The organism is Paenibacillus xylanilyticus (assembly GCF_013359935.1).
GTDB lineage: Bacteria > Bacillota > Bacilli > Paenibacillales > Paenibacillaceae > Paenibacillus > Paenibacillus xylanilyticus.
This window is the reverse complement of the sequence record NZ_JABMCB010000176.1, coordinates 67,223-93,027: the sequence shown is the minus strand read 5'-3', so window position 1 is coordinate 93,027 and position 25,805 is coordinate 67,223. Positions and strand designations below refer to the sequence as shown.

The 25,805-nt window shown below is 37.3% G+C and carries 21 protein-coding genes; 16 read left to right on the top strand and 5 right to left on the bottom strand.

The features are described 5' to 3' along the window. Positions 1-74: 74 nt before the first annotated feature. From HP552_RS10980 to HP552_RS10950, 7 genes are all read left to right on the top strand, one after another. Complete coding sequence (locus HP552_RS10980; protein WP_175395524.1) at positions 75-1,169, top strand: NHL repeat-containing protein; 1,095 nt, start codon at positions 75-77, stop codon at positions 1,167-1,169. A gap of 128 nt (positions 1,170-1,297) precedes the next feature. Continuing rightward, positions 1,298-1,624 carry an S-layer homology domain-containing protein gene (locus HP552_RS10975; RefSeq protein WP_175395523.1) on the top strand — a complete coding sequence of 109 codons (327 nt, stop codon included), beginning with the start codon at positions 1,298-1,300 and terminating at the stop codon, positions 1,622-1,624. 755 nt (positions 1,625-2,379) lie between these two features. Beyond that, positions 2,380-2,730: a LysM peptidoglycan-binding domain-containing protein gene (locus tag HP552_RS10970; RefSeq protein WP_175395522.1), complete on the top strand. Its 351-nt coding sequence runs from the start codon at positions 2,380-2,382 to the stop codon at positions 2,728-2,730. Positions 2,731-3,545: 815 nt separating this feature from the next. Beyond that, positions 3,546-5,426 (top strand): group II intron reverse transcriptase/maturase, encoded by a 1,881-nt coding sequence (gene ltrA / locus HP552_RS10965; RefSeq protein WP_076153227.1) that lies wholly within the window; start codon positions 3,546-3,548, stop codon positions 5,424-5,426. A 99-nt stretch (positions 5,427-5,525) separates the two neighbouring features. Then, entirely contained in the window at positions 5,526-6,440 is a 915-nt protein-coding gene (locus HP552_RS10960; RefSeq protein WP_175395521.1) for a DUF6094 domain-containing protein, read from the top strand. Positions 6,441-7,162: 722 nt separating this feature from the next. Next, positions 7,163-9,022: a group II intron reverse transcriptase/maturase gene (gene ltrA / locus HP552_RS10955; RefSeq protein ID WP_175395520.1), complete on the top strand. Its 1,860-nt coding sequence runs from the start codon at positions 7,163-7,165 to the stop codon at positions 9,020-9,022. Between the two features lie 331 nt (positions 9,023-9,353). Continuing rightward, positions 9,354-12,749, top strand: coding sequence for a DEAD/DEAH box helicase family protein (locus HP552_RS10950; RefSeq protein WP_175395519.1), 3,396 nt, complete (start codon positions 9,354-9,356; stop codon positions 12,747-12,749). A 74-nt stretch (positions 12,750-12,823) separates the two neighbouring features. Here the strand turns inward: HP552_RS10950 and HP552_RS10945 are convergent, their stop codons facing one another. Further along, on the bottom strand, positions 12,824-13,465 hold the full coding sequence (locus HP552_RS10945; protein ID WP_175395518.1) for a hypothetical protein: 642 nt from the start codon (positions 13,463-13,465) through the stop codon (positions 12,824-12,826). Positions 13,466-13,480: 15 nt separating this feature from the next. Next, positions 13,481-14,428, bottom strand: coding sequence for a hypothetical protein (locus HP552_RS10940; protein WP_175395517.1), 948 nt, complete (start codon positions 14,426-14,428; stop codon positions 13,481-13,483). Positions 14,429-14,517: 89 nt separating this feature from the next. Between HP552_RS10940 and HP552_RS10935 the strand changes: the two genes are divergently transcribed. The 3 genes from HP552_RS10935 to HP552_RS10925 all read left to right on the top strand — a co-directional run bounded on the left by HP552_RS10935 (position 14,518) and on the right by HP552_RS10925 (position 16,799). Then, the gene (locus HP552_RS10935; RefSeq protein ID WP_175395516.1) at positions 14,518-15,180 is read left to right on the top strand and encodes a stalk domain-containing protein; all 663 of its coding nucleotides are present in this window, start codon (positions 14,518-14,520) and stop codon (positions 15,178-15,180) included. Between the two features lie 264 nt (positions 15,181-15,444). Continuing rightward, positions 15,445-16,323: a hypothetical protein gene (locus HP552_RS10930; RefSeq protein ID WP_175395515.1), complete on the top strand. Its 879-nt coding sequence runs from the start codon at positions 15,445-15,447 to the stop codon at positions 16,321-16,323. A 62-nt stretch (positions 16,324-16,385) separates the two neighbouring features. After that, positions 16,386-16,799: a membrane lipoprotein lipid attachment site-containing protein gene (locus HP552_RS10925; RefSeq protein ID WP_175395514.1), complete on the top strand. Its 414-nt coding sequence runs from the start codon at positions 16,386-16,388 to the stop codon at positions 16,797-16,799. A gap of 249 nt (positions 16,800-17,048) precedes the next feature. Here the strand turns inward: HP552_RS10925 and HP552_RS10920 are convergent, their stop codons facing one another. Genes HP552_RS10920 through HP552_RS10910 form a run of 3 tightly spaced genes read right to left on the bottom strand, consistent with a single transcriptional unit; the run spans position 17,049 to position 19,374 of the window. Further along, entirely contained in the window at positions 17,049-17,279 is a 231-nt protein-coding gene (locus HP552_RS10920; protein ID WP_175395513.1) for a hypothetical protein, read from the bottom strand. 56 nt (positions 17,280-17,335) lie between these two features. After that, positions 17,336-18,457: a hypothetical protein gene (locus HP552_RS10915; protein WP_175395512.1), complete on the bottom strand. Its 1,122-nt coding sequence runs from the start codon at positions 18,455-18,457 to the stop codon at positions 17,336-17,338. Beyond that, positions 18,457-19,374, bottom strand: a complete 918-nt coding sequence (locus HP552_RS10910) for an MvdC/MvdD family ATP grasp protein (protein WP_175395511.1) — start codon at positions 19,372-19,374, stop codon at positions 18,457-18,459. The genes HP552_RS10915 and HP552_RS10910 overlap by 1 nt, the downstream gene beginning before the upstream one ends. A gap of 895 nt (positions 19,375-20,269) precedes the next feature. On the opposite strand from HP552_RS10910, the gene HP552_RS10905 reads away from it, so the two are divergent. The 6 genes from HP552_RS10905 (at position 20,270) to HP552_RS10880 (ending at position 25,777) form a co-directional block, all read left to right on the top strand. After that, positions 20,270-20,902: a hypothetical protein gene (locus tag HP552_RS10905; protein WP_175395510.1), complete on the top strand. Its 633-nt coding sequence runs from the start codon at positions 20,270-20,272 to the stop codon at positions 20,900-20,902. Positions 20,903-20,980: 78 nt separating this feature from the next. Continuing rightward, on the top strand, positions 20,981-22,150 hold the full coding sequence (gene dnaN / locus HP552_RS10900) for a DNA polymerase III subunit beta (protein WP_175395509.1): 1,170 nt from the start codon (positions 20,981-20,983) through the stop codon (positions 22,148-22,150). Between the two features lie 441 nt (positions 22,151-22,591). Beyond that, positions 22,592-23,086, top strand: a complete 495-nt coding sequence (locus tag HP552_RS10895; RefSeq protein WP_175395508.1) for a hypothetical protein — start codon at positions 22,592-22,594, stop codon at positions 23,084-23,086. 265 nt (positions 23,087-23,351) lie between these two features. Continuing rightward, positions 23,352-23,861, top strand: coding sequence for a hypothetical protein (locus tag HP552_RS10890; protein ID WP_175395507.1), 510 nt, complete (start codon positions 23,352-23,354; stop codon positions 23,859-23,861). Between the two features lie 15 nt (positions 23,862-23,876). Continuing rightward, positions 23,877-24,923 carry a hypothetical protein gene (locus HP552_RS10885; protein WP_175395506.1) on the top strand — a complete coding sequence of 349 codons (1,047 nt, stop codon included), beginning with the start codon at positions 23,877-23,879 and terminating at the stop codon, positions 24,921-24,923. Next, complete coding sequence (locus tag HP552_RS10880) at positions 24,920-25,777, top strand: ThiF family adenylyltransferase (protein ID WP_175395505.1); 858 nt, start codon at positions 24,920-24,922, stop codon at positions 25,775-25,777. Before HP552_RS10885 ends, HP552_RS10880 begins: the two co-directional genes overlap by 4 nt. The last annotated feature ends 28 nt before the right edge of the window (positions 25,778-25,805 follow it).

Genomic DNA, 25,805 nt, shown 5'->3' with positions numbered 1-25,805 from the left:
TGCAGACCTAAAATTACCTATAATTTTTAGGCTAAGGTTAAAAAGAAAATCTAGATACATAGAAGGAGATCATTATGAAGAAAATGAAGCTTATAGTTAGCGCACTAATTGTTAGTTTGCTATTTACGAATACCACTTCAGCGAAATCTTATGCAACACTGCCTGATCCCGAATGGTCAAGTGAATATAAATACTCTAGCCCGGATTTAGAAAAGTCAGGGGCTACTGTATATATAATTGATTCAAATGGAGTACAGTTTATTCATGATAGCAACGGTTCTAAGAAGAATTTGATAAAAAATAGAGGCGAAGTTCAACATTTTACTGGGGATAATGCCATTGACAATAAAAACGGAAATTATTATACAGTGCTATCGTCGAAAGTAAATAATAAGAAAGTGACGCAACTTTACGCATATGACAAGTCGGGCAAGAAATTATGGAGTAAGACATTTAGTGAAAAACTTAATGATCTGAACAATGTGTACATAACTAGAGACGGAAATGTATTAGTAACCTCCAGGGTATCGTCATATAATTTTATGGTTTATAAGCTTGATAAAAATGGGAAGCTATTAAAGAAAAAACAAATAAAAGAACATATATATCGCTACGAGAATGGATTTCTAGTCACAACTAGCACCATCAAAAACAAATTCTATGACACATTATATGATGATCAATTGAATTTGAAATTCAAATATGAGCGTAGCGGAAATAAAGCAGCCGAATATATTGATAAAGATGGCACAGTTTATTACAATACCTTCGATGGGAAAAAGTACAGTGGTTTTGGTGCTCGAGGAACGAATGGAAAGGAGATCTGGTCCTTCCCATCTAACGGTTTCGAAGAACTGAAATTCGTGGAAAACAAACTAATGATTATAGATTGGAAAAATTTCACCATTTCGTTGTATGATAAAAAAGGGAAAGTTCTGAAGAAATTAAAATTCAACAAAATCATTGATGTTGACACAACTAGCGACAACAAAATATTGATCGTTGAGAACACAAAGCTAACTATCCTAAATGGAACGGATCTAAAACAAATTAGTCAAATCACGGTTCCTGAATTTGTTCCGTATAAAACAAAATTTCACTTAAAAGAAGACTTCAATTTATATGTAACTGTTGCTGGGAAGACAATCTCTAAGTATCTGTTGAATTAGTTTTTTAAAAAATGCTGCTTGCTATAGCGAGTGGCTTTTTTAAATTCCTATAAAATCACTGTTTGTATACCGATAATATAGAAGGCAATTCAATAAAGAAAATACATATATACATAGAAGGAGATAATATGAAACTTATTAAAAGAATAATTTCAGCCGCTTTATTTATGAGTATAGCTTTAGGAGTACATAATGTAAGTGCAGACTCATCGTTTAAGGATGTGTCTTCTACTCACTGGGCAACAAATGCCATTCAATCTGCAGTGTCAAAAGGTTATTTTAAAGGGTATGCAGATGGTACATTCAAACCCAATGCACCTGTAACTAAAGAAGAATTTGCGGTGTTACTCTCTCGTGTATCCACTAATGAACCCAAGGAAGGCATAGTTTTTCCATCAAGTGTACTGGGTCGTTGGAGCGAAGAGGGGGTAACCGATGCCATTTCTAAGGGATAAACCGTCTGAGACTGTATCTAATTGGGGTAATCAAATGGACTGGCACTACAACAGATTGACTTCTTCCATGCCTTACAGTTCAAGCAGTATTAAGTCTTATGGGTACCCTGTTATTCCTCAAGATATTCAAAACTACCTGGTTAAAGATCAGAAAAAAGCATATTGGTCTTTATTCTCTATAGCACGAAGCGGGGGACAAGTCCAGACTCATGTAGGTAATAAAGTCTTGTCGTTCTCTACTAAGTAGTTCCGATCCAAATGTTTCATAAGATCAATTTTTATTAAGATCAGGAATCGTTGGTGTAGCTAAGAAGGCCAATTAAATTCAATATGTAAACAATGATGTGCTTGAAGTTAACTGAAAAATGATGATACAATAGCGGCATAAATCATTTCTTTTCTCAGATAAACTCAATTCGTGCACGTTATGAACTTCTAATAGATGAAGATAACTATGAGGAATTGGTTCGGGATATACTTTTCATTTTAAAGTATAGATTCTCTGAGTGGACGTAAGCAGCATGGCCTGTGAATACGTTACGGTTAGGCTTGGTATTACTTCATAAATGAGTAATCCTTTGCTAGCTAACCATTAATTGAAATACCACGCTTTCTTAAAAACATCAAATTCATCTATTGATATTAAGAGAAGTCGCTCTGTCCCATTAGGCAGAAGACTTCTCTTTTTTTATAAATTTGGCAGTGTCTAAAACAGGACACTGCCTTTTTTTATTCCAAAAGGGGGCATATTGAAAATGAAAAGAAGAACAGTTCGTCTATTCGCACTTACAATGGTTAAACTCCTGGAGGGGCTCGAAGAAACTTGTTTAAAACTTAAACGTTCTCTCCGTAGGACAAAAGTTTGGATGACTTCTGTCTCTATTGTCTGTATCTCGATTTTTGGCATCAATGTATTCACTGATGTCAATCAAATAGACACAGAGTACGTAAGTTACGTTGTTGAGAGTGGTGATACGTTGTACGACATCAGCCAGCGTTATTACAATGGTGATCCAAGACAAGCTGTGTCCATCATTCAATCTATCAATAATATCAATGCAACAATCCATCCAGGACAGATTATCCAAGTACCTTCAAACAAATAAAGGTTGTTGGTTTACTACGGCCTGGAGGTGAATTCTAAAAATTCAAATGAGAGTCCACAACTAAGTGGGCTCTTTCTTTTAATGTTCAACAACCTACAATCAGAGGAGGATTTACAATGGCCAGACTTGGTAGTGAATCAAAGGGAGGATTTTATCGTGCGTCACGTTCCACTATAACTAGATTTTTCTAGGAAATGTGGGGGTTACATTATGTAACAACAACTCTAACTATGAAATACAAGGGGCAGTTCCTTGTCTTTGTCGAATCCACTTAAGCGACATTGTGCTAATACTCCTATGTGCGTTGAATTATGTTGTTAATTCGAGGTACAAAGCTAGGTGAAGTCGGAACCTGAATACCCTACCGATTAATAGGGGATATATGGTGCGGGCATCCTCAACCTATGGCTAGGTAAACGAAACTACGTAAGCCTCGTAAACTCCCCCCTCGAAACGGTTAAAGAGGGTATTAAGGAAGGGTTAATGTACTGGTAGATTGCATTAACTTCATGAAATTGAAATATCTCATGAACCTCTAATATAACTTGTGGATTCAAATTGGAGGTATATCCTTCGGGGTAGAGTAGTAGCCTAAGGGTTGAAATTAAGGATAGTAGTTAGGGAACGTGAGAAGTTGTATAGATGGAGGTACAACAACCTATGAAACTATGCAATGGCAGCGGTCTCGTAGTAGTGATGAAACAAGGTAATGCCTGTGGAGCGAAGGGGACTAGTCGTTTGAGTTCAACATTTCGAAAAAGGGAGAGCTGATTACCCAATTTGGGATAACGAACAAACTCATTGGAGGTGATTCAATGAGGGCAGACACTCTCTCAATAAATAGTGAATTCGATTTGAAAAATGTACTTGATAAGCTTTATGAAATGAGCCTTCACAACAAAGCTCTTACAGGGTTGTTAGAACTGATCATGAATAAGGAAGTCATTGTTACCGCTATTCATAATATTAAAGCTAACAAAGGCTCCAAAACTAAAGGAATTGACCATAAAACCATAAACGATTTTCTTCAAATGGATTATGAGGAGTTGATTCAATTAATCCAAAGGAAGATAAAATCGTATAAACCATTACCTGTTAAACGGACATATATTCCTAAAGGCAATTCAGGAAAAATGAGACCATTAGGGATTCCTACTGTTTTAGATAGGATTATCCAAGAAAGTTTCAGAATCATTCTTGAGCCGATTTTAGAAGCAAAATTCTTCAAGCATAGCTACGGATTTCGCCCTTATAGAGAAGTCGGTCATGCTTTAGGTAGAATACACAACATTGTGAAATGGAAGATGTACTACTGCATTGAAGGCGACTTTAAGGGATACTTTGACAATATCAATCACAGACTGCTGTTAAAGAAACTGTGGAAATTAGGGATAACAGACAAAAGAGTTATTTCGATTATCAAGTCGATGTTGAAGGCAGGCATTATAGATGGTTCTACATTTTCAAAATCATCTATTGGTACTCCGCAAGGGGGTATCTTATCCCCATTGCTAGCAAATGCTTACCTTCATACTTTTGATAAAACCATTGAAACTGCTTATGAAAAACCCTTTAATTCAGATCAATATTCTGGTAGAGGCAATGCGCACCGTAGTTTAAGGAGTTTGGGGTTTCCTCAAATATACTTAGTACGTTATGCAGATGACTGGGTTATATTCTGCAAAACAGAACATCAAGCAAAACGAAGGCTGAAATGGTTAAGGAGTCTATTCAGAAGTAAGTTTAAATTGGAATTATCGGAGGAGAAGACGGTTATTACGGACATAAGACAGAGTCCAATGAAGTTTCTAGGATTTTGTATAAAAGCCGAACCACCACTCCCAATCAATGGTAGGAAAGTTTATTTGAATCATCTTGTCGCCAAGATCTATCCAAACCCTGATAAAGTCAAAGACCAAATTCGTAATATCTCAAAAGAGATCGCTATGTTACCTACCATACAAGGTATTGATAACAAAATGGCTCATATTGAAAATATCAATGCAAAGATAGTAGGTATTGGCGAATATTGGAGCAAAGGACTGTGCAAGAAGACTTTCAATAGAATTGATAACGTCATTCATAATAGATGCTACTTTACTTGGAAAAAGACGTTCAAATCCAATTATCGTAAGTTCTTAATCCCATTAAATGAGCTCACTAATAGACCTAATAGACATAGTAACTTCACAATGGAATCTTGGGCTATTGTAAGTGCTAGAAATGGAATGAGAGTCGGTATTACCAAAGTGAAGATTACTCCTTCAAATTGGTGTAGGCCTTTCGATCCTGAAATGACACCTTATTCGCCAAAAGGTAGGAAAGTATATGCTTCTAAAACAAGGAAAATTAGTCCACTTGCAAGACCTCCCTTATACAACTTTGATATCGCTGAACGAATTAAGTTCAACAAGGATAGAAAGTACAACTTTGAGTTCTACATGAATAGGGAGTATGCGTTTAACAGGGATAAAGGCAAATGCAGAGTTTGTGGAGATAGCTTATGGCATAACCGTATGGAATGTCACCATATTGTCCCCAATTTGCATTTAGGAGAGGTCAATAAAGTTAGCAATCTAGCATGGATGTGTGGTGATTGTCATACTAACTATATTCATGGATATAAAGTTCCAATTAACCCGAAAATCAAAAAGAAAGTACAATATTTCCTAAATCGACTTGTTGAACAGAAATAAAACGTCTGAACTTTATTTCTGAATCTAAATGAGATTACTCGAACGATGGCAAGCCCAGTGCGGGGAAACTTGCATGCTGGGTTTTGAGCGGGGGAAAAGGTGGAGATCATATCAAAGCCTTACCTATCGCTATCTACCCCTACAAAAGAAATAGAACTAATTTTAAGGCGTGTAAAACAAGAACACGATTATCCGTTTTCTATATTTGATCCGTGTGCCGGTACCGGCACAGCATTACTTCAAATTAAAAACCACTTCTCAAACCAAGACATGGTTGAATCTTATGGGATTGAGATTGAAAAAACTCGAGCTTATGAAGCTAAAAGGAATGTTGACCATCTGCTGCAGTGTGGATACGAAGATACACGCATCAGTCATGATACATTTTCATTAATGTATCTAAACCCTCCATTTATGCAGTTAAAGAATGAGAGAAGTGAGTATCGGTTTTTTAAAGATCTTACCCAATCTAATAACACGCTTTCTACATCAGCACTTGTTATTTTAAATGTGCCACAGTATACATTAGCGGAGCTGTCCAAGATCATTGTTTCCAGACTCGAGGATATAAAAGTGTATCGTTTTACAGACGACAACTACTATGACTTTAAGCAAGTGATTGTATTTGGATATCTACGTGGCTCCCAGAAAAACCATCAAAAAAACTCCACCAACAAAGAACACCTCATAGAATACTTAACTGACATTTCATATCGCGGTCCAGAGTGTCTAGAACCATTAGATACCGAGGACGATGTCTGCTATGTGGTACCTCCTCAAGTCAAACCCACAACTATATTTGCATCGACTATTGTAACGATTGATGATGTAAAAAACTCAAGTAAGGAAATTCGATTCTTAGATAAGATTTTCTCCTTAGTAGATGATGTACGTCTACAAAACGATCATATTCAGAATCCAGCAATGCCACTTAAGATCACTCACCAGGTTCAAGCAATCCAATCCGGAGCTCTTCCTGAACATATGGGAGACCACTGTGCGAATTGTTCCTAGACAACCTGTGCTGAAAGGCGCAACAAAACTAGGGGATAAGTAACGTCAGTCACCTTTGACGTTTTCTATCTAACTCTATACCCAATTAGACAGGGGAGGTTCCTGTCCGGATCGAATACTGGCGATTCAGCTCTAATACTCCGACATGCATTTGAGATTTATCAATCAAATGTGTGAAGCTCGGTGAAGACGGCAAATACACCTGTGATGGTTAAAAAAATGCCGGGAGGCCACAAACTTGCTATGCTGACATACCATAGGAACCCTCGTTAGTACGGCTCGATAGCCCAAGGTTACTGAATTAGAAGGTGATCGCCTCATTAAGAGGTCCAATCGTGGAGACGGAATTAGTGGTTTTCGACCTCTGTATTCAGCCCATAATGGCTGAATGTCTTTCGTCCTCCAGTAATGGACAAAAAGACGGTTGGCGGGTCAAAGAGGGCAGCTAAGGCAAAATGTAAGGCTAGGATATAGGGAACAATTGAAGCTCAGAAATGGATGCCAAGGGGGATAAAACCCGATGCCATTAAACGTTAGGAAATGAACGTTTAATCTGAGTGGCGGCAGCCCGTAGTAGTCCGAGCTGGGGAAAGCCCAGTACAAGGCGAAGGGGCATAGTCAATGTAATCCACATTAACATTCAACTTGTCGAGGATGCCGTTGTGCACACCTGACTATACCCAAGCAACGACCCTTCATTCTGTAGAGAGGAGGTGGTTGCATTGGCTCAAAAATTCGACTCACCTAAAACAGAATCCGAGCTCCGATTAATACAAGACACCATGTTTAATATCTCGGCAGCATCCTACGAATATCGAAGAAGCCCATCCTTTAAAGGTTTGTTAGAGATCATTTCTTCTGATTCAGTAATCCTAACTGCTATCCATAACATCAAAAGCAACAAGGGTAGCCAAACACCAGGTAGTGACAAAGAGACAATGAAAGAAGATATCCTTCAGAGAGATTTCAATTTGGTTCTCGGTAGAGTAAAAGAAGCTTTTTCGAACTACCGTCCAAGACCACTCCGAAGAGTGTCAATCAACAAACCTGGGAAGACAGAGAAACGGCAATTAGGAATTCCCTCCGTGATCGACCGCATAATTCAAGAATGCGTTAGATTGGTCTTAGACCCAATTTTGGAACCTCAATTCTTCCAGCACTCTTACGGTTTCCGCCCCATGCGTGATGCTCATATGGCACTAGCCAGGGTAACAGATGTAGTCCATAAAACTGGGCATCACTGGATCATCGAGGGAGATATCAGCAAATTCTTTGAAAGGGTGAATCATTCGATCCTACTTAGGAAACTTTGGGGGATGGGAATTCACGATCGAAGAGTTTTGATGATTATTAAGACTATGTTGCAAGCGGGAGTAATTGGAGAGACCGGAACTAACGATTTAGGCGCACCGCAAGGTGGGATAATCTCACCTCTTCTTGCTAATGTCTATCTCAATTCCTTCGACCAATGGGTCACGCGTGAATGGGAGAATAAGAAGACGCAGAAAGTATATCGTAATCGAAAAAAGACGGTGGCTCTTAGAGAGAGCAGCAATTTGAAGCCGGCTTATCTGATTCGCTATGCAGACGACTGGGTCTTGATCACCAATTCTAAAAGGAACGCAGAAAAGTGGAAATACCGGATCTGCAAATTCCTTAAGGGCAATCTCAAACTTGAATTATCAGAGGAAAAGACCAAAATAACCAATATTAAAAGGAAAACTATTCGATTTCTAGGATTTGAGTACAAAGTAACGAAGGGTAGATCGCGTACCGGTTATATAACCAGGACAAAGCCAGATAGGGACCGTATCGCCACGAAAGTAAAGGAGATACACCGAGATATTAAACATCTCAGGGCAGCCTCATCAATGGAGTTCTTGATCCATGATATTAACCTAGTTAACAACAAGATTCGTGGCCTTATAAACTACTATCAGGCTGCCACATGGATTAATATATCTCTCTCTATCTTTAAGGAACGTCTAAAGTACGCTTCATACAAGTCTCTATTGAAATTCGGTGGTAAATGGACCCGGGCTAATCAGGTTAACAATCTGATATCGATCCATGAATCCTATACGGAGCACATTGCTGCTATTGAATATAAGGGATTAAAAGTAGGGGTTACTTCAATAGGTTTTTCCAAATGGAATAAAGCTATGTTGAAGAAACCTAGTGAAACACCATACACCCCGGAGGGAAGGCAGATATATTCAAATCGTACCGCCAAGAAACCATTAAAAGCTCGAGCAGATGACACACTTAGTGAACATCTCTCGATGCTTATAGCCACTGGCATCAACGGCAGGCTGTATACATTCGAATATTATCTAAATAGAGCGTACGCCTTCAACAGAGACAAAGGAAAATGTAGAATCTGTCGTAAAGAAGTGCATCGATATGACCTGCATTTTCATCACATCAATAAAATGCTGCCAAGCGATCTAGTAAACAAGGTGGGAAACCTAGCTACAATGCATATGAAATGTCATAGCATGATACACAGCAAGCTAGATTACTCCGAATTTGGAACAAAGATTTGGAAATCAATTCTCTCATTTAGGGAAAAGTTGAACTGATAATGTGGGATTACTTTGATGGAACGCCGGATGCGGTGAAAGTCGCACGTCCGGTGTGAAGCGGGGGAAAAGAGCACCCAAACATGATCGCTAAGGCGTTTGATGTGGGTGGCTCTTACCTATCGCTACTGTTGGTTGCTAAAGATGAATCCCACCTTAGTAAAAGGACCGAATACGATCCGGAAACAAGAACATCTAAAACGATAGAAAGTTATACAAGAAAGTCAATAATTCGCGTGTTCACTCCAAATGGACATATCGACCTAAAATAATTAAAATCCATAATTGAAAGAGAGGAAAGATAGCCTCAAATTAAGAGCTATCGCAACTTATGACAACATCCATCTTAGAAAAAAACGAGAGTTTAATTGAAATGAATCCTTCATTAAAACAAATGAGCAGACCGATGATTGCCAGTATCAAAGAATACTATAGTAATCCCTCCCGTAAAGGGTGGGAATCTATTCAACAGTATTCTATTGGTCCTCATACGGTGTCTTCATTATATGAAATGTTTTCTGGTAGCATGGATAGGCCCGAATCAAGCGAATTTGAGGCATTTCTACTCTATATAACAAAGGATTTACGCATTATTAGAACAGAAAAGGAAGGCAAAGTATTTGAGGCCTTTGTCAAAATGATTCTACTCAATGAAGATGACTCAACTTTAGTTGGGATTTCCCTTGCCGGCAGCTTAAGTGCTTGCCGCGCGATTCATGCTTTGTTTTACGAACAAAAAGAGGTTATGGTAACCAATTTCTTCTCTGGTGAGGTGAAATTCTACAAAAGTACACGAAATTATAGAAGGATCGAAGAAGTTCATAGCAAGGTGTGTCATACCTTTTTACTTCCAAGAGTGGCCATTGTCCAAGAATACAATGAAGCTTGTTTGGAGGCGGACGCTAACAATAAGGCTCATCCACCAAGAATATTAATGTCTCGAGGAAACATCAATGAACTTGCAGGTCAATTCATTGCTCAAAAATTCAACTTACCAAAAACTCGTGATTGGGCAGATTTATACCTTTCGCTTATTCCAAAGGATAAATGGACTACCATAAAAACAATTCAAACGGATCTTGATGATGTGGAAGAAACGATTACCACCATTCAAATTAATACGATGAAGGAAGAGGAGGTCTTATCTTGTATTGACCAGGCTATCATTGATGGTACCCTCAATGTTTTCTCTTCGACCAATACGACCTCAAATGTGGTATTTGATGACGGAATGACAACTGAAGACTATCTCCGGAAAAATGCCGAAATTCTCTCTACCAAAATGGAGATGTACTTAAAGCCACTATATAATGGACAGACATACACGAAGTATATCGGCATGACCAATCGCATCTGTCTTCCTGCACAAGCAAGAGCAGTAATGGGGATCCTAACGATTTTGAAAGAGGGATACTCCGCCTTCTTAAATGCTGACATGGGGTGTGGTAAGACGCAGATGTCCTTAACGGCATCTTACGTTTTATCGCAAGAACAACATAGTCGGGGGAGTCATTCGGGAATTTCTGTTTTAATTACTGCTCCGTCAATAACGATACCGAAATGGGCAGGAGAAGAGATCCCTAAGGTGTTAGGCGAACATCATACACGGATACGGGTTATTAACTCGACTGAAGATGCTCTTGATTACGTACGCAAAGTCAAGAGTAAAGAAAGCAAAGTCCCATCCGGTACCATTGAATTTGTGCTAGTCTCAACGGATCGAATGAAGCTTACCGCTAATAAATTTATCTGTAGCGCGATCTGGAACCATAGAACACAAAATTGGCGTTGTCCAGATTGTTATCAACCAATTAAATCCCCTAAACCAAAAGATGCTGAAGCTGGCATTGTTGCTTCGTGGAAAGATATTGTTGAATATCCGAAGTACCCACCAACAATTGAGGAATTAAACGAAGCACGCTTAGATAAAACAATTACACCTGCTGGATTACCACGCAGTTATGTCAACAGATATACTTCCTTCATAAGACAACTCCAATGTGAATGCAAGTCCCCTTCAATCAAAGATGATCAGGAACCAAAAAAACACAAGATCAAGAAAAATTGTACATTAGCCCGGCCAGCATTAAAAAGTCGGGGAGAGGACCGAAACAAGGTTCGCTGGATGATTGCAGAAATCTTCCAAAAACACCTGAAGGGCCATTTCAAGCTAGGTATATTTGATGAGATCCAACAAATGAAGGCTTCAAATAGTGGGCGGGGACTTTCTTTTCACAAACTATTAAAAAGCTGTAGCAAAGCAATGTTTCTCACCGGAACACTAACCAGCGGAATTTCATCATCTATTCAATCTACGTTGTGGCGATCAGATCCTCAATCCCTTATTAACGAGGGTTTCGAACACTCCACATCTAAAGAGCTATGGGCCCAAAAATACGGCGTTCTTGAAAAAGTGACTTACCATGATGTGAATGATGGAAATGCCGGCCGTACGACGAATCGTCGTGCTGAAAAGGTCTCTCTAAAAGAGAAACCGGGCATCGCCCCTCAATTGGTCGCGAAGCACCTACTTCATAAGTCAGTATTCGTTGAGCTTTCTGATTTAGGATTACCTTTGGTGAGTTTAAGAGAAGAACCTGTAATTGTCGATCTGGAAGATGAACATGGTCAAGCATACCGTGAATTTGAACAGGAATTGTACGATACATGTATGAAAATGCAGTCTGATTTAGGAAGTAAGGCTTGGTCTTACTACGCTTCTGCTGTTTTGAATTATGCTGCACAACCAAGCCATGATTGTACTGTTGAGTTTACTGATGATAAAGGAAAACTACTCTCACGAGTTTCCCCTAAAGTGTTTGATGAAAGTTATACAACTGCAGTCGAACAGAAATTGGTAGAGGATATCCGGAAAGAGCTGGCTAATGATCGAGGATGTATTATCTTTACCAACTTCACGAACAAATATAAGACCAATGAGCGAATACAAAAGATCCTTTCAGAGGTGAACATCGACGCTACCATCCTGGACAAGTCCACTACAACAAGTATGGGCAGGTTCGATTGGTTAGAGGAACAAAAGCAACAAGGGACTAAGGTGCTGATCATGAATGCAGCGTTAGTCCAAGTTGGCTTAGATTTGCTATTGTGGCCTAACCTTATGTTCTGGCAGCTAAATGATGATATAAATGCCGTTCGGCAAGCCGGACGTAGAGCGTGGAGAATAGGCCAAACCAAGGAATGTACAGTACGATTTTATGTCGCTAAAAATACGCATCAGATGAAACAATTCGAGCATCTGATGAAGAAAAGAATTGCTGCTTTATTAGTAGAAGGTAGAATTGAACGTTCGGATAAGATCGCAAAATTCGCAACGGACAATGAATCCGGACTAACACGGGATTTAGCGAACAATCTATCTGCAGCGGAACTTACGGAGACTTGGAAAAGTGCAGCTGAGAAAGATATTGATGAAAAACTGAACGTTGTTTCCGAAGAAGATTATCCTGCAGCCATTAATGAAGCATTCAAAATCTTAACAGCAGAGACTAAACGATTATGTGGCGTGTCTGATTTTGAACCAGAAATACCGAGAAAAGTGGAAGATAAGAAATCTATAGGTATGGATCATATTCAAGGGATTTCCGTTTCTAAAACAGAGAAAACATTAAAGATAGATATCATCCAATACAAAACAACACCTGTACGGATAAAGATGAAAAATAGTGAGACTTTTATTCAAGATCAGTTAGTGTTTGATTTTTAAACTCATGAAAAAGAGGCTGGATTTTATTCCAGCCTCTCTTTCTTTAAGGAACCATTACCTACTTTCAAACTAGGCTATTCAGTCAAGTTAGAATCTTCTTTTGCTTCCAACAAAAAGTCAAATACTTGTTCCTTTAAGGAAGAATAATGGTCCAGTTGATCGTTCTCAAAGTAAACTGTCTCTGGACCCTTGTTGCCAAAGCTCTGTGTACTAAGGTCAGAATCAATTTGATACTGACCTTGATACATTCCTACAATTCGGTAAGCCCCAGTATCCGATTCTCCAAGGAAAAGGACATAATCATCATAGATATCCATTAAGTTATATCCTTCAATTGTATAAACGGCCTCTTCATCTTCATAAGCAGGTTCAGCCACAGTAATAATACCATTTGTAAGATTCCCCTTATAAACCTGGTTTACCTCAAATTCAGACTTACTAGCCCGAATAACAATTTCGCCTTGATCATCTGTTTGAAAGAAAGCTTCTCTATTACCTGTGTATTTTCCTGATACAATTAAGTCAGCATTTTCATCTAATTGGTTTACTGTATCGATGACTGGATAATCCGCACGAGCAGAAAAGACCTCTTTTTCGGTATTAACTGATATAGCAGCTTCACTATCATTCGGGATAATAAAAACATATGCGACAATTAGAATAATTGCTATCGCAATAAAATAAGCTACTTTTTTAGAAATATTAATATTCGTCATTTTTTCAATTCCTTTCTACCATCTATATTGAATATTAGATATATCAAGTGATGTAAATGTAGTGTTATTCTTTTTACCGGTTTTCATAATGGAATTTGCATCCAAATTCATTTGGTGACTAAGTGACACTAAGTGTCCAACTTCATGAGTTACCGTTCCTTGCTTGTTAGATGCAGTAAAACCCCATTTTGTCATAACACCATGATTTAACACCATTGTTGCATAACTCCACGTTTTTGAGTCTGTTTCATTAATGGCTTTTCCACTTGAATCATAGGGTTGAACTAGAGCGAAATAATCCAAAGCAGAATTATTATTTGCAGAGATTCGAACCTGAGCAGTTGTAGAAGTTGAATTAGTATAACCGATATTGGCATTAGAGATATTATCCAATTGGTTAAGAGCATTTGTTACATAAGAAGAATAACCATATGTAGAGACTGTTGGTGCCTGATACACAGATATGTTACTAACTGAGGAGAATGAATTTGGGAAGAACGCTGCAGAATTTATATTAGGTGATGATGTACCATTATATTCAATTTGGTCTATTACATAACCAGTTGATGTTAGGCCATCCTTGTTAGTAATTAAGTTCACATATGCTGGACCAGTAATCCACGGAGTCCAAACATCAGTTGTATAGCCCCCGTTTGAGTAGTAGTAAATCGTACCTGCTTCTTGAGTTGTACTGTTATACGATGATGATACTGATACTCTATCTCCATTTGCTAAACCGATTCTTGCAAAGTGTAGACGATAACTTGTAACTGTAGGGGACACTTTAACAACCCGATCGTAAGCTTTTGAACCCTCAATATAATTGTTTGGGTAATTGTCGGATCTAAAGTCAACCTCTTGAACTGTTGCAGCATTAGCCGCAGGAAGATAAATACTTTGGGAAAACATTAAAAGAACAACTAAAAGCGAGAAAAGATATTTTCTTCTACTAACAACCATCATTTACGCTTCCTCCTACTTGAATATAATGTGAGCACAAAATATAATATAGAATATTATCCAAAATATATCAATAGAGAGGTGTAATAAATTTGAAGAAAGTTATAATTCTTACATTTGTCCTGTCGTTATTGAGTGTTCCTGCAGCATTTGCTGTGAAAAGCGCACCACAAAAAATCAGCATTTTCGTCAATAATAAAGAAATTAAACCGAAGACCGATGTGGAACCAACAATTATTCAGAATCGGCTTTATGTTCCTGTTAGTATCTTTAGAGATGCCAACTTTACGGTAGAGTATAAGAATTCTATACTCACTATGGTCAATAAGAATCTTTTGTACTCAAGTAACTTAGAACTTTTGAATGCATTTCATTCTACTTTTATCAATAATTTTGAGAAAATTGATCAAGAGTTAGTCGATATACTTGGTAATTTATTATTAAAAGAAGAGGTTGATACATCCAAGCTAGCTGAACTAATTAAAGTTGCAGAAAGTGACTCTAAAAGTTTTGACTCAGCAAATTTTACACCAATCAGAGATTATTCATCCTCTTTTTCATTTTTAACAGCAAATCAAAGTGTTAATGCATACAAAGAAGCGTTTATCGCTTTAGAAAAATTTATTGAAGATGGAAAAGAGTCGCACTTAGAGGAGTTTTATTCTCAGCGTGAATCTGCACTACGCTACTATGAAGACTTTAAGATTCAATTCGATGAAGTTTTCAAATTGAGTTATATTAGGTCAATCAGCTAACTAATGAGCTCCAAAAGAGGTTGGAGACTTTCCAGCCTCTTTTTCTTTTTTTCAAAATTAAAAAACTCCCTAATGAAAATGACGATTAATCGCACCTTTTCCATACCTTGATTTCTTGTTTACAAGTTCTTTTAGTTCAATGGTTCTATTTACAATATTTACAATTATATATTACAATTATGAACAATTGATGGTAATGTCTGTTATTTTTCTCGTTCCATTTCTTTTTTTCTACCAATAACTTAAGCTAGAGGAGGAATTTCTTTGAAGTTTGTCGCTAAAAAGTTATTTACATGTTTACTTGCGGTATCTTTCTTATCTTCTACTTCATCTATTGCCTTCGGAGCAGAATCAGTTAATCTTAATACAGATCAGTTAGACGCTTATTTAGTTGAGAATGGATACCCGTCTACATTAATAGAGGTACTTGAACAAGAACAGAAACAAGACCTTTATGATCAAAATGCAGTCTATACTTCTCATTATGTTGCTTCATCAACAGTAGACGAGAATAGTGAGAATAACATTGAATCTAGTGAGGAAGGCAATGTTAGTGCGCTCTCACTTTCAAATTTTACACACGTCATTTCACTAAGTCAGGTCACAACAACTTCAGGAAAAGTTGATTTTCAAGTGAATTACAATTGGGATTGGAACTATGGTCCAACCTATACATTTGAAGATCAATGGGGACTAGCTTGGTCCGATGATTTTGATGCTGTGCCGTCCAGTGCAAAATATTCATACAAGGCTTTTGGTCACTGTCCACTTTGTGGATCTAGTGGAAAATATGCCGAAACGCAAGGAACTAGTAAAACAGGCTATAAGAAGTATACTCCAGGAGCCGGCATAGGCTTCTCTGCGAACTTAATTAACGGGTTTACAGGCAGCGATGGAAACCTTTATGGGGTCTATCGGCATAAAGGTTGGTCCGGATTTAAAATAACAAAACCACATGATGGTAGCGGAAGAATTGATTCTTCATCAATGGTAGCCCAATACTTCCATAAGTACCTAACACTAAATGGTGAGTTATCATTTTCTGGTGGTGCAGTTCCTGATGTCGGAATTAGTGCTTCCACGGCCTATGATCAGTCTAATGATGAAGGGCACCAGTGGAACTGGTATCATAAAAATAAATAATAATATTGAAAATCCAAGTGGATACAATATCTGCTTGGATTTCTGTAATTTGAGGTGAGGAAATGAAAAAAATAGTAATTTTAACTTCTATTGTAATAATGGTGGTGTTAACAGGATGCTCAAATAAACCTGAAAGGGTTACTTATGAAGGGAAATCTAATAATTGGTCAGTCTCAATCAACTACGTTCGAGAGAAAAGTAAGTACATCGGTACTCCCGTGATAAAGTATCTTGGAACAGATAAAGTGACTAAAGCCGAAATCGATGTAATCAATAAGAATGATAATGGACCTTTTAATCCTTCAAATACAGTTGACATGATGGACTATTTTAAAAAAGATGAAGATGTCCAGTTAGTTGCCAAAGAGGAAGTGAGCAGCTACAAAGACGTTCGAAGTGTCACTATTCGCTGGGCCACTGACGGTCAAACCTTTGAAGAAGGATTTGTTTTAAATCAGATAAATGACGGTGAATAACATAAATATAACTAGGATATAATCGTTAAAAAAGAGGTAGGATAATATCCTACCTCTTTTTTGTTACGTTTAAACTATAAAATTCTGCCTGTAACTAAACATGATAATCTTCCAGCATTCCCACTTGCCTGATATTACATTCTGAAGGTGGGAGTCTGATATCCACCATTTTAAACAAGGTAGAGTATTATTGAAGCAAGAGCAAGTTATCATTTTTACAGTATAGTTTGCTTTTGATACATACAAGGATTAATAATAATTATCGTCAGGTAAACTGTCTTCAAGTGATTCAGTTGTGGTTTGTTTTTGTGAATATAACTCATCAGGTTCAGAATCTTGTTTGGTAAAAGTCTGCTTACTAAAAAATAAATCATCTGGTTCCGTTTTTTCTATTGTAGAGGTTTCTATTGTTACTTTTCTACTTGTGATGACATCATCAGGACGGGTGTCTTCAAGGCTGCGTGTCTCATGATCATTCAACAAGGACTCTCCTGATGTCTCTTGGACTGGTGTTAAAAAATGGGCAATGTAAGGTTTCATTTGATTTGACCTTTCTTTAAAAGAATAGTAAGTTTATTTTTGTCAATGTCAGCTGAATTCATTGCTACGGTAATATCTATATTATTGACATTTAAAGACTGAATCAAGCTATAAATTCTTTTATAATTTTTTTCATAATCGTCTCCTGAACGAATAAGAATCACCTCAGAAATACTATTTTCAAGAAACCCAGATGTTAGATTGTCAATTAAACTCTTTTGACCATCGTATAGCTTAGAAGGACTGTTTGATAAATTAAGAACATATACCTGAGTATCGGTAATTAAAGAAGAACTGGTTAAGGACGCTGTTTCTTCAAAATGCAGTGAAATGTTATGGAAGGTGACTAAAGCGAGACTCATGATAATAACACCTTTAATATATTTTTCTATATTTTTTATAACAGTGACTTCCTGAATCCATTCAAATTCAGTCAAATAACGTTCGTAATAAATCATCTGTAATAGTTCAGTGGATCGATCATTTGAATTTTTAACATCTTGGTAACGATATCTAGAATAAGATCTTACTTTGATGAATTCATGAAAAAAAAGCATAAGATTAAGTATCCCTGTAACTATGTAAAACAGAGTTAGAAGGATAAGAATATAAAAAACCCCCTCATGTTCGAGAGATTGTTTTAATTTAGAGAGGTAAGGTGTATAAATAGGAATCAGAAAAGCAACCACTGCTAAATAGGCGAGGAATTTGTTAAAAGTTCTATTTTTAGAGTCTATGATGCTATTCATTTTGAAAGATAATGCTTCTTTAATAACTTCTTTATCATTAGGATTTAGTGGTTCTACTTCTGTTCTGTGTTTCTCCAGTCTTGATTCAAAGTCTTTCTGATCAATTGGTTTTTGAATATCTCTCAACGATAGAATTTTAATAAAAGTAAGCTCATCTTTTATTCCTTGTTTAAGTGAGTTTTCTAAAATGTATCGGAAAGTAAATATATGGAGAATATATACTCCTATGTTAAAGCTCAAAAGAGAGAATCGTAGACTTTTGCTTTTCTTTGTGATCTCCCCGAAACTTTCATCACATGTCACTCGAAGTATAGGAGACAAGGAAAGAATTTTTAAAAAATGAAAAACATTTTTAGGTAACCTGTCCATTAATGATCACCATCCTCTAGTAGAAAATGGACGATTGCATCAGAAATTTTCAAATCTAATTTCTCCTCTAACCAAAGCCATTGACCATTTGGATTCACTTCAAGAAAATAGTACTCTCCATTTGAAACTATGAAATCAAAAGCACCAAAACTTAAGCCAAACTCCCTCATAAACTCAAGACATTGTTGGATAATAACTTTTGGTATATCTATAACTTCATAAATATTCTTAGCATGACTTTTTCTCCAATCAATATGATTGTCTGCTTGGATTTTAACAGCAAAAACCTGCCTGTCTACAATAGTTACTCTAACCTCATAATCCTTTGAAACATAGGATTGGAAGTAGGAAGGACAGTGAGACAAATTGACCGGGAGTACTGTGTCAGGTACAAGATTTGTTTGGAGTATGTATTCTTGCTCAGAAGTTATCAATCTTCCTGTTGCAATTGGCTTAACAATAGAGGTTTGCGATTTTACAAAAGCTTGAGCGCTTTGATCGTAATTGGTAACTAATGATTGAGGGAGTCTAAATCCTATTTTTTTCGCAACTTTTAATTGAACAATCTTGTTTTCAGCGCGCTTTAGTAAGGAAGGACGTGTTAGACAACGTTCACCTAATGTTTCAGCTAATCCTTCGGTGAGGGCAAGAAGTTCTTTGGCGATAAGCGGACGTAGCCCCATCTCATAGTCTGAGAGGTCAGGGTAGGCAACTTTACGATAATAGACAGCGTGCACATCATTTAAAGCTATATCTTGATGATCTGTGATAATGTTACTGTAAGCATCACTTATGTTAATTTGATAAGAGTTAATCTGATCAATATTTAAACGTAATGTAAAGAACTCAGAATATTTTTTCTCTAAATAAGTTACTGTATAATCCTTTGAATGTGTTATCACTAGTATATTCTTCACTTAATACCTCACTTAGGGAATTTATGGGAACTTTTTTAGTTGTCTTAAAATACTTTACCGTATTCATCATGCTTTTTAAAGTGAAATCATCATTTTACTTTCCACAGGAATGACCAGGCATAATTTTCGATTAGCTAGAGTAATAATCTTGGAGTTAAGGTCACCTAACGCAGCATTTAACAAAGCCATTAAGTGTGAAGTGAATGGGGCGAATTTAAAATAACGCATATGTAAGATCCTGTCTAAATCGGCCTCTTGTAATTCTATGAACCCCCTGAGTCGAATTGACCTTAAAGATAATATGAGTTTTCTAAATCTCTCTTCTCTACTTGCTTTGCCTTATGTACAAATGCTTGATCCATATATGGGTATTTCATTATTTTCTCAACTCCAAAGTCAATATGTTTCTTACAGATCGAGAGTATCATGTATTCGGAGTAAGACAACTATTTCGAAGTCACTTATTAGATATTTAATTATTGTCTAGTCAGTTCAGGACCGACATTAATCTATACCATATTGAACACTCAAGAATGAAACTTTATTTTTCATAAATATTAGTGTAAAATAAAGCTAATTCTTTTGTTTTTGTATTCTTCAATGCTATTTAAATTATGTACTCCACGAGATGATAATGGATTGGATAGCATTTTGGGACTAATGTATTTTCATTAGGATGAAGAATAAGATTGTGGACACTTTATTTCATTGAATAGAGTGATGGCAATACATATTGAATCAATAATCAAGTTGATTCAATGCTAAGAATCTTTTTTATTTCACCAACAAGTCTAAAACTCAATATTTGGCATCTAAACGCATGGATTCGCTTTACAAAGAGCGGAATCATGCGTTTTTTTTGCATATTGAACAAAATTTCAGGAGGTTATCACAGATGTTCAAGTTTCGTTTGAAAAAGAGGAATCAATACGGTTGGGACGCAATTTCCGCAATCGTTCCTGGTATGCCGACCTTGAAGTTATCATATTGGGTAAAAAACAAAGAGGTCTGTAGTTACATAAGTAAAGAAAGCCAGATCACAAACGAAGTCTTGAAAGCAAGTCATGAGGCTGATCAGAATACTGAAATACAGATCTGGCGAAGAATTGGCTCAGATATGTCAGAAGATTCATGGTCCATATTATGTTTAGCTGCTGCAGTAGACAGACGTACCAGAGTGGTGACATTTATCTCTACTTGCTATAAACATTTACAACATGCAAGTGAGCTAGCAAGCAAGCTTTGGAAGAAATCAAAAGCTAAGTTAATCCGTGCTATATGTCCGGACAATCTATTCTTAGCACATCAGATATGTATGGCGAAATACAACCTATCCCAGAATTCGTTTTCTATGGTAGGAGAAGTATCAGAAGAATACGGGAAGATTATTTTTGCTACCCAAACGAAACGGACTGGCAACTTAGTAGAAAAGCGTATTTACTTTGTCGGTCTAATGGATGTTATCCAGTTTAATGGTTTACTTGCAAGCCTGCTTACTATTTTAGGAGTTGGGACACGAAAAAGTTAAAGACATAATCTACTTGATCAAGAGTAGGCTATGTCTTTTTTTATTCTTACTTTAACTAAAAGAAGGGAAGATTCTAAAATGAAAATTACAATGAAAACGAAGACACTCTTGGATGGCTTAACAAAAGTTAAAGAGACATTAGAGAAATCTGAAAGAGTACCGATCTGTATGAATATCAAATTTCATGCAACAAAAAAAGGACTAAACTTGGTTACGGATAATACCGTGAATTCAACGGAGCATTTCATACCCTCGAAGGAAAATGAATTAAGCGTAGATGAAGTAGGGTCAGTAATGATCCCACCACTCATTATTGAAATTGTAAGAAAAATGGGGTCCGCAGTCTGTATTACCGTTTCTGATCATCCTGATGAAAAACTGACGGATCAGAAACTGATTAATGTAACGTCAGTTGATGAAAAAGTGAACGCAAACTTTAAAATGCAGGGTCTGAGTGCTGTAGAATTCCCCCAGTTTGTCATTCCGAAGGGGAAGGCTCTCCTTCAATTGGATTCTTCTCACTTTCTGGATCTATTAAATAAAACCTTATTCGCAGCCTCCACGGACGAAAACACGCCTATTCTTACTGGCGTTAATATTAACCTAACGGAGCAAGACCTTGTCTTTACTACAACTAACCGACATAGATTAGCCATAGCCTCTTACCAAACCGATTCTATTCAAGAATTCGGGAATGATGGAATAACTATAGCAGCTAAGCCCCTCGAAAAAATATCGAGACTTATTGGAAGTAACAAGGTGGATATTTCTTTAGTTAAAGGGAGATTAGTGATTAAGTCAGGAAATACAACCTTCAGTACAACCATTCTCGAGGGAAGTTATCCTGATGTAAGTAGAATTCGTCCTGATGGGGACTCAATGAAAGTTAGTTTCTTGGTACATCGTACCGAGCTACTTGCTTCTCTAGAACGACAGTATATTGTTAAAGCGGAAGGCAACGATGGGGGAATTACCCTCATAAAAACCAACCCTAACAATGCTGCATCTATTGAGCTGAAAACGCATGAATCTTCATTTGCATCCGTAGCTGAGGAGATTTTTGTCCAAGATTACGTTGGTGACGAAATTGATATCTCGATTAATACAAGATATTTTTTGGATGCAATTAAAGCCTACCATTCGAAAATGGTCCGGATCAGCTTTACTGGAGAACTAAGTCCAGTTCTTATAGAGCCACAAGAGAGTAAGGGTAATATTCAAATTATCTTACCGTACCGTAGAAAATAGACAAGTATGAATGGATGCTTCCTTTATAGAAGGGACCATCCATTATTATTCTACTTCAAAGGTGGCGAACGTATGGAATTCCTCCGATTGGACTGGAATCAATTCGAGAAATCATTAAAAGAGAAACATGAAGAGAATAGCACCTCAACGAAGGAGGAGCTCTATAAAATCGTAGAATTGATTTTTAGTGATACACCACTAAATGAAATTGACTTCTCATCATTCTCCATAGAGGATGTTAATACCGTTTTGAATCAATCCTTTTATCTAGATTCATACGACAACGCATATTCATGGGATTATGAACAAAATGCAAAAAACAATTACTTTAACATATTCTACGAACAAACAAATCATAGACATTATTGCGGACACTTCAGATATATGCGAACTGAAAGTAATGATGACTTCATTTAATTAAAAGAGAAAGGAAACATTCTCATGCTGATGTTCAATAATGAAGATATAGAGTCTTTAAGGTCATCTACTGATAATTTTCGGATGCTTAAGCTTGCTCATGATTATGGAATAAACCCGACAAACTTAAGCGCTGCAAAGGGATGGCGGATCTGGAACACTTACGGAATTGGCCCGACATTTGATATTTTCGACGAGTTACTTAGAATGGTTTTTCATAAGTTCGATGTAAAAAGCATACCTCACAATGAAGACGAAGCTAGATATGCTATATCCGGTGGAGACCTGTCATCGGCATTACAGAGCCAGAGTGAATTTACGCAATCCATCCAGCCTTTCATAACAAGGGTGAACTGTGACTATTCGATGGCCAGCTTAAACATTGAAATAATCGACGACACTATTACCGTTCATCTTGAAGAAAATTACTATGGATACCACAGCCAATTTCTTGAGCATTTAATGAAGATGGCAGCCTTAATCAGTGAGTATCTCGAAAAGGACGATATACATGAATAATAGAGATTCCCGACGACACTATAGTGTTACTTGGAGTGAAGGAGTCCACTCTTCTATACCAACGTGCCATGTTCAAATAAAGAATCAAAATAATGTCGTCTTATCTGACTACTCTATGACCTTTAACCAATTTGCTGAAGCCATTATCGATACCGAGCTGAGAGAATTACATCCTCTTACTATCATAGGGCATCGAAAAGGTATGGAAAGATTGAGTATCTGCGGGATAAGGAAAGTAGGAAAACCTTCGTACGAGACACCTTTCATGAATAAAGGAATTGTTAAGTATATCCGTATGGAAAAATCAAAAAAAGAAATTGTAGTCTGCAGTGTCCCAAAACAAAAATGGGATATGTACTATTACAATGATCCTTTAGAAAAGATAGGTCACCCTCATTTGTTATTTGTTTATTTAATTGATATGAAGAGCAGAAGGGTAGATCAAATGTTCTGCTTTGCGGTAAAGCAGAGCCGAATCAGTTCAGACACTGAATTATTTAAGTACCCTTATGCCAATGTGACCAACGGCTCTGTTTGTATGGGTGGTAATTCACTACCCACGATAACAGATATAAACCAATGCGCTACATTGCACAATTTGTTTTTTGGATCTCCAAGCACAAATTGTTACTTTGATGGGCATCGAAACACTTCTGGGATCACAGAGTTACGTGAGTTATACAGTAAGATGCAGGATACAGATTTCCCGGATGCCTGGCTTCTCACTGAAAAAATAACCATTCAACAATTATTAGAAAAACAAACGAAGATCTAATTGGAGGGTTTAATAATGACTGATAATACTTTTGTTCAAGGCGATTTGTTCGGATTTCTGAGTCCGGAGGAACAAACAACGTTAACTACAACTACTGTAGAAAACGAAAAACGGAAACAACGAAAGAATCAACTTTCGATGAATAAGCCGACTCCCAAGAAAGAAAATAAAACATTTGAGACTTTAGAAGTTAATCTCGAAACACACATTAAATATGATGGTGAGTTGACTCCCATAACCCAATACTTTAGTAACGAGGAAATTGAACAAGGTATTGAAGATCCGGAAGCAAAAGATGGCCGGCGCACTATTAATACCGAAGACTTGAGGCTTAAACTAGCTGAAGAGTACGGCGAAATGAGCGATCGAGATTATGTAACGTTAACCTTATTCCCTAATAACCTAATCATACCGCAGGTTCACGGCCGTAAAAGAGGAGCATCCATTGGAGTGTTTACGTCTCTAAAGGAAGCTGCTGCTGATCGGAAATACAATATGTATGTTGCCTCTGCTGACGGACATGTGTATCACATCAGGGATGGTGAAGTCTACTCGGTCTGCACAAAAGCATCATACGTGCCTGTATGTGATCAACTGCATGAGGGTATACAGTTTAAATTACCGCCAATCCCGTATATTATCCTTGAGGATTTTATCTCTCTATGTAGGGAATACAGTAAGGATCAATTAGAAATTTATGGTGAGATCTACTTTCATCATGTCAAGGGCTATCATCTTTCAATCCCACATCAAGTAGTTTCATCAGAGAATGTTGTCCCTGAGAAAACCGAAATTGATGATGCTCAAATGATAAAAGTAATGGAGTTACATTCTCATCACACTTTAGAAATAACCCCATCAGAGCAGGACGATAACAGTGAGATTGGCAGATGCTTATATACGATTATTGGGAGACTAGATTGTTTTTTTCCTAAGATCTCTTGTCGTGTGTTTGTAGATGGTCGATATCAATTGGTAGACCTCAATAAGGTGTTTACTTCTGCTTTTCCTCCAGCAACAAATGCTTATGATTATCGCATTCAGAAAGAGAGTGCACTATGATCATCTTCCACCCAGACATGAAACCCCTTTTCCAAATCGTTCAATTAGGAACCGGTGCAAACGGATCTGCTGTGGTTCAACAATTAACACAACTCATGAATATCTTCTCCGTGAAGGGTAGTTATCTTCTAGCTGATCCAGATATCGTTGAAAAACATAATCTCAAAAATCAATTATTTCTACCCTCCGATGTAGGACAGAAGAAGGCAGACGTTCTAGCAAGGCGATACGGGAGACATTATGAAGTACCTGTATTTTCTTATGCAGAGCAATATGTAAGTACCTTAGAAACAATGGAAGCATTATTTGATGATGCATTTCTTAAGGACTACTACTGTAACATGAAAATCCCAGTACTCATTGGTACCGTGGATAATAACTTTAGCCGCCAGCTCATGCATGCCTTCTTCATGTCGCAACCTTATATGATTTATGTGGATGCAGGGGTTGAAGGTTCTCGTGTGCCTCAGGACGCACGTTCTATGGATTCCTGGACTTCTGAAGAAAGAGATGCCTATAATGCTACCGGCTGGACCGGACAAATTGTCTGCGGGATTCGTTGGAACGACGAGACTATTCTTGATCCTGTCTGTTCAGCATTTCCCGATATGTTATTAGACGATGACCCGATTGCCCCAGGTGCAGCATGCATACAGCAGCTTAGTAAGGAACCTCAAAAACTCCTTACCAATAAATATGCGGCTCTTGAAGTGATTTCCTATTTCAATACACTGTTCTCTGAACAGCGAATAGCCCACCACAAGTCGTATATAAATCTTAAACATAAGTATAAGGTAAAAACATACCCTATCGAGAAGCAACAGATACTGTCACATCAAAGTGAATCAGAATAAAACAACAAGAATCGTAGACGTTACTCGT

Bases quoted from the DNA above. Each gene is read 5' to 3' on its own strand.
- HP552_RS10945 (WP_175395518.1), bottom strand. From the start codon at position 13,465: ATGACGAATATTAATATTTCTAAAAAAGTAGCTTATTTTATTGCGATA.
- HP552_RS10950 (WP_175395519.1), top strand. From the start codon at position 9,354: ATGACAACATCCATCTTAGAAAAAAACGAGAGTTTAATTGAAATGAAT.
- HP552_RS10905 (WP_175395510.1), top strand. From the start codon at position 20,270: ATGTTCAAGTTTCGTTTGAAAAAGAGGAATCAATACGGTTGGGACGCA.
- HP552_RS10895 (WP_175395508.1), top strand. From the start codon at position 22,592: ATGCTGATGTTCAATAATGAAGATATAGAGTCTTTAAGGTCATCTACT.
- HP552_RS10980 (WP_175395524.1), top strand. From the start codon at position 75: ATGAAGAAAATGAAGCTTATAGTTAGCGCACTAATTGTTAGTTTGCTA.
- HP552_RS10885 (WP_175395506.1), top strand. From the start codon at position 23,877: ATGACTGATAATACTTTTGTTCAAGGCGATTTGTTCGGATTTCTGAGT.
- HP552_RS10915 (WP_175395512.1), bottom strand. From the start codon at position 18,457: ATGGACAGGTTACCTAAAAATGTTTTTCATTTTTTAAAAATTCTTTCC.
- ltrA (WP_076153227.1), top strand. From the start codon at position 3,546: ATGAGGGCAGACACTCTCTCAATAAATAGTGAATTCGATTTGAAAAAT.
- HP552_RS10940 (WP_175395517.1), bottom strand. From the start codon at position 14,428: ATGATGGTTGTTAGTAGAAGAAAATATCTTTTCTCGCTTTTAGTTGTT.
- HP552_RS10925 (WP_175395514.1), top strand. From the start codon at position 16,386: ATGAAAAAAATAGTAATTTTAACTTCTATTGTAATAATGGTGGTGTTA.
- HP552_RS10880 (WP_175395505.1), top strand. From the start codon at position 24,920: ATGATCATCTTCCACCCAGACATGAAACCCCTTTTCCAAATCGTTCAA.
- dnaN (WP_175395509.1), top strand. From the start codon at position 20,981: ATGAAAATTACAATGAAAACGAAGACACTCTTGGATGGCTTAACAAAA.
- HP552_RS10975 (WP_175395523.1), top strand. From the start codon at position 1,298: ATGAAACTTATTAAAAGAATAATTTCAGCCGCTTTATTTATGAGTATA.
- HP552_RS10890 (WP_175395507.1), top strand. From the start codon at position 23,352: ATGAATAAAGGAATTGTTAAGTATATCCGTATGGAAAAATCAAAAAAA.
- HP552_RS10970 (WP_175395522.1), top strand. From the start codon at position 2,380: ATGAAAAGAAGAACAGTTCGTCTATTCGCACTTACAATGGTTAAACTC.